Origin of the sequence: Halomonas sp. (genome assembly GCF_052095695.1) — a bacterium.
In the GTDB taxonomy this organism is placed as follows: Bacteria; Pseudomonadota; Gammaproteobacteria; order Pseudomonadales; family Halomonadaceae; genus Vreelandella.
On sequence record NZ_JBQDLQ010000156.1, the window covers coordinates 1 to 4,000 of the forward strand.

4 protein-coding genes, 4 tRNA genes and 1 pseudogene are annotated in these 4,000 nt (G+C 55.7%); all 9 read left to right on the forward strand.

Annotated elements, in window-relative coordinates; all coding sequences use genetic code 11:
• Positions 1-219 precede the first annotated feature (219 nt).
• A complete protein-coding gene (locus ACTH5D_RS17460; protein ID WP_441673456.1) occupies positions 220-1,227 on the forward strand; it encodes a biotin--[acetyl-CoA-carboxylase] ligase in 1,008 nt (335 codons plus the stop codon).
• On the forward strand, positions 1,224-2,063 hold the full coding sequence (locus ACTH5D_RS17465) for a type III pantothenate kinase (RefSeq protein ID WP_427029578.1): 840 nt from the start codon (positions 1,224-1,226) through the stop codon (positions 2,061-2,063). Before ACTH5D_RS17460 ends, ACTH5D_RS17465 begins: the two co-directional genes overlap by 4 nt.
• A 118-nt stretch (positions 2,064-2,181) precedes the next feature.
• Positions 2,182-2,265, forward strand: a tRNA-Tyr gene (locus ACTH5D_RS17470).
• A 147-nt stretch (positions 2,266-2,412) separates the two neighbouring features.
• A tRNA-Gly gene (locus ACTH5D_RS17475) sits at positions 2,413-2,486 on the forward strand.
• A gap of 13 nt (positions 2,487-2,499) precedes the next feature.
• Positions 2,500-2,574, forward strand: a tRNA-Thr gene (locus tag ACTH5D_RS17480).
• A gap of 182 nt (positions 2,575-2,756) precedes the next feature.
• A tRNA-Trp gene (locus ACTH5D_RS17485) sits at positions 2,757-2,832 on the forward strand.
• 71 nt (positions 2,833-2,903) lie between these two features.
• A complete protein-coding gene (secE, locus tag ACTH5D_RS17490) occupies positions 2,904-3,287 on the forward strand; it encodes a preprotein translocase subunit SecE (protein WP_441673459.1) in 384 nt (127 codons plus the stop codon).
• An 8-nt stretch (positions 3,288-3,295) separates the two neighbouring features.
• Positions 3,296-3,829: a transcription termination/antitermination protein NusG gene (gene nusG / locus ACTH5D_RS17495; protein WP_096276548.1), complete on the forward strand. Its 534-nt coding sequence runs from the start codon at positions 3,296-3,298 to the stop codon at positions 3,827-3,829.
• Positions 3,830-3,916: 87 nt separating this feature from the next.
• Positions 3,917-4,000: pseudogene (gene rplK / locus ACTH5D_RS17500) on the forward strand (50S ribosomal protein L11); the annotation flags it as partial.

Genomic DNA, 4,000 nt, shown 5'->3' on the forward strand with positions numbered 1-4,000 from the left:
TGTGAACACCCGTTTGTCCACGGGTCGGAAAATGCGGGTCGCAAGGGCTGGCAAATGCCGACCATCTTGGCTCAGGGCTTGCGTCCAACGATTATTCTACCATGTTGAAGGCTCCGCTGATATTACTGGCGCACTTATCGACCTTCGTCGCCCCCCAGGAAAGTTTTCCGACTGGGGCTCCATCCGCTAGAATAGCGCTTTTCCCATTGGGGCAGGAGCATGACCATCGGTAATCTGATGCGTTTATTAAGCGATGGCGAGGTTCATTCTGGCGAGCAGCTGGGTGAGGCGCTGGGTATTTCTCGTGCTGCGGTGTGGAAGCAGTTAAAAAAATTAGAAGTGCTGGGCGTTGAAATTATCGCAGTGAAAGGCCGCGGCTATCGACTGTCGCAGCGGCTGGAACCCCTGGAGGGCGCTAAAATCGTTGAGCGGCTGCCTGCTCAAGCGCGTCATCACCTTACGCGGCTATTTGTTGAAGACCAGTTGCCCTCCAGCAATGAGTATCTGCGCCAGCGTTTTGAACAGGGTGCCGGGCATGGCGAAGTGTGCTTGGTTGAGCTGCAAACCGCTGGGCGCGGCCGGCGCGGGCGGGTTTGGTCGACGCCCTGGGGGCAAAGCCTCATGCTCTCGTTGGGCTGGCGGTTTGAATCCGGTATTGCGGTGCTGGAAGGGTTGAGTCTGGCGGTCGGCGTGGTTGTGGCTCAGGTGCTTGAGCAGCACGGCGTGGCGCCGAAGTTGAAATGGCCGAACGATATTTTGCTCTCTGAGCAGGCACCGACGGGCGACGCTGGCGCGCATAGTGAGCTGGGCAAGCTGGCCGGCATTCTTGTCGAAGTCACGGGGGATGCTGGCGGTCCGTGTGAAGTGGTGATCGGCATGGGTATGAATCTGTGGCTACCGGCTGCCCAGCGCGCCGCGATTGACCAACCTGTAGCGGCGCTTTTCGAGCGCCTGCCCGATATCTCGCGCAACCAGCTGGCCTCCGATGTGGTGGCGGGTTTATTGTCCATGCTGGCTAATTTTGAGCGAGTGGGTTTTAGCGCTTGGCGCGATGACTGGAATGATCGTCATGCCTATGCAGGGCTGCCCGTTCGCGTGATTCAAGGACAGCAAACCAGTGATGCCGTCGCAGGGGACGTGGATGAGGGTGGTAATCTGTGGGTTACTGAAAATGATCACTCTCGACGCCTAGCTGGCGGTGAGATCAGCGTGCGTAGGCGTTTATGATTCTGGATCTTGATATCGGCAACACGCTGTCTAAATGGCGGCTAAAGGATGCCGAGAGTAGCGAGATACGTTCGCGTGGAGCGGTATGGACGCGCGAAGAGTGGCGCCCGGGGGCTGATATTCCCGATCTTGACGTGGTCGAAGCAGTACGTATTTCCAGCGTCGCCAGAGCGGCGGTGCTGGAAGAGACGGTCGCTTTGCTGCGTCGCCGGGTGCGCCATGTTTACGTGGCGCACTCCACCCAGGAGGCGCTTGGCGTTATCAACGGCTACGAAGAGCCGGGCCGTTTAGGCGTTGACCGTTGGATGGGTGCGCTGGCGGGCTATCAGTTAGCAGGCGGGTCATGCGCGGTAGATTGTGGCAGCGCCATCACTATTGATTTTGTGCTGCCGGGCGGCAGCCACCTTGGCGGCTTCATCCTCCCTGGGTTGCGCCTGATGAAGGAGAGTTTGAAGCTTGGCACCCGCAACGTGGCAATCGACCCGGACAGCGAAGCCGATACGCTTTTAGAGCCGGGTAGGCGCACCGTTGACGCGGTTAATCACGGCATCTATATGGCGGCCGTTAGCGCCATCAATCGCATTTATTGCGAAGTGTGTGACCAGGAGGGTGTGGCGCTGCCAATGCTGCTGACCGGCGGCGATGCGCGAGTGGTGTCGCGAGGCGTGCAGGTGCCCCATGCCGTGTGGCCGGACATGGTCTACGGTGGTTTAGAGGCGTGCTTTCCGATGACCTTTGCTGAGCGCGCGGGCAAAATGTCAGGTGCGCCGCGAGTACCCGATCCCGTCTCGCTCGAAAAGATACGCGCGGGCCTTGCATTCTCTATGCTGCTTTGACAGAATGCAGCGCGTTCCAAGGCGGTCAGAAGATGCGTTAGCATCGCAAGCTGCGATAAATTAAGTAGATATCGCGCTTGACACTGTTTTGGAGGCTGGCATAATGTGCCGCCACGTTGGAGAGATTCCCGAGTGGCCAAAGGGAGCAGACTGTAAATCTGCCGCGAAAGCTTCGAAGGTTCGAATCCTTCTCTCTCCACCAGAATTAAGCAGCAGCGATGTGATTCGATGCTGTTGAATGAAAAGCCGGAAGCGGGCATTGTCTACGATTTATAGCTTGTCGACTTATAGTTTGTAGGTTGAGGTTAGAAATCAGTGCGTAGCGGATTGTCATTCTAAGACAGGTTCTGCGGGCGTAGTTCAACGGTAGAACCTCAGCCTTCCAAGCTGATGGTGCGGGTTCGATTCCCGCCGCCCGCTCCAGTTGATGTGTTTAGCTCATGTAGCTCAGGGGTAGAGCACACCCTTGGTAAGGGTGAGGTCGACGGTTCAATTCCGTCCATGAGCTCCATATTTTGTAAGGTGAGAGTTGCGGATCAAGCGAGCGAAGCTCGCTTTTTTTGTCTCTGCGTTCAGGTGTGGGTTTGCAGGGTCTGGGCGTAAAGAAGGGGTTGTCAGGAGCGGTTTTCTCCGCTACCATGGCGCCCGCTGTTGTGTAGGTGTCAGAAAAGGCATTTATGCATATGACGATACAGGCCAGTAGCTCAATTGGCAGAGCAGCGGTCTCCAAAACCGCAGGTTGGGGGTTCGAGTCCCTCCTGGCCTGCCAATCTTCCCCAGGTTGGCATGTTGTTTTTCAGAATTCCTTTACTGTAGCTGCACCCTAAGGAGTCTCGTTTTATGAAGCCTGGTTCTGTAAGGCACGGTACCGAGGTGCAACAGGCGCGCCATGACGGGCTCAAGTGGGCAGCGGTTATAGCGCTGCTTGTCGTTGCAGTCGTTGGTAATGCCTATTTCGCCGATATTGGCCTGCTCTACCGCGTCATTGGCGTAGTGGTGTTGTGTGTGATTGCTGGTTTGATCGCGCTGACCACTGCCAAGGGTCGTGATTTAGTGGAGCTAGCCGTTAACGCCAAGAAAGAGATTCAGCGCGTTGTATGGCCGACCCGTCCTGAAACAATTCAGACCACCGCCATTGTTCTGGTGGCTGTTGTTGTGGTGGGTTTGATGCTGTGGTTGATTGACACTCTTCTTGGCTGGGCAATGTCCGGCGTCATTGGTTAGGAGTTTCCATGTCCAAACGTTGGTACGTTGTTCACGCTTATTCTGGGTTTGAAAAGCATGTCATGCGTTCGCTGATTGAGCGTGTGAAGATGTATGGCATGGAAGATCGCTTTGGCGAGATCCTGGTGCCGACAGAAGAAGTCGTCGAAATGCGTGACGGTAAGCGACGCAAGAGTGAGCGCAAATTTTATCCCGGCTACGTATTGGTCGAGATGGAAATGGCCGACGAAACATGGCACCTGGTTAATGAGACGCCCCGTGTTATGGGTTTCATTGGTGGTACTAAAGAAAAGCCGGCTGCTATTACCTCTCGCGAAGCGGACGCTATTTTGCTGCGCGTTAAAGATGGTACTGACAAGCCGCGGCCCAAAACAATGTTTGAGCCGGGTCAGTCAGTGCGGGTTGTCGATGGTCCGTTTGCAGATTTTAACGGCGTCGTTGAAGAAGTGAATTATGAAAAGAGCCGCCTGCAGGTCAGCGTACTGATCTTCGGGCGCTCTACGCCTGTTGAGTTAGAGTTCTCGCAGGTTGAGAAAGAGTAAGCGCGATATTCGTGCGAGGCGGCTAAATAGCCGGTTCGCTGGTACCGGGGAGCCTTCAGGCGCTATTACCCAATTGGAGTAAAAACGATGGCCAAGAAAGTACAGGCTTACATCAAGCTGCAGGTTGCTGCAGGTAAAGCCAATCCAAGTCCGCCGGTAGGCCCAGCACTG

Coding starts and splice junctions, on each gene's coding strand:
- ACTH5D_RS17460 (WP_441673456.1), top strand. CDS start 220: ATGACCATCGGTAATCTGATGCGTTTATTAAGCGATGGCGAGGTTCAT.
- ACTH5D_RS17465 (WP_427029578.1), top strand. CDS start 1,224: ATGATTCTGGATCTTGATATCGGCAACACGCTGTCTAAATGGCGGCTA.
- secE (WP_441673459.1), top strand. CDS start 2,904: ATGAAGCCTGGTTCTGTAAGGCACGGTACCGAGGTGCAACAGGCGCGC.
- nusG (WP_096276548.1), top strand. CDS start 3,296: ATGTCCAAACGTTGGTACGTTGTTCACGCTTATTCTGGGTTTGAAAAG.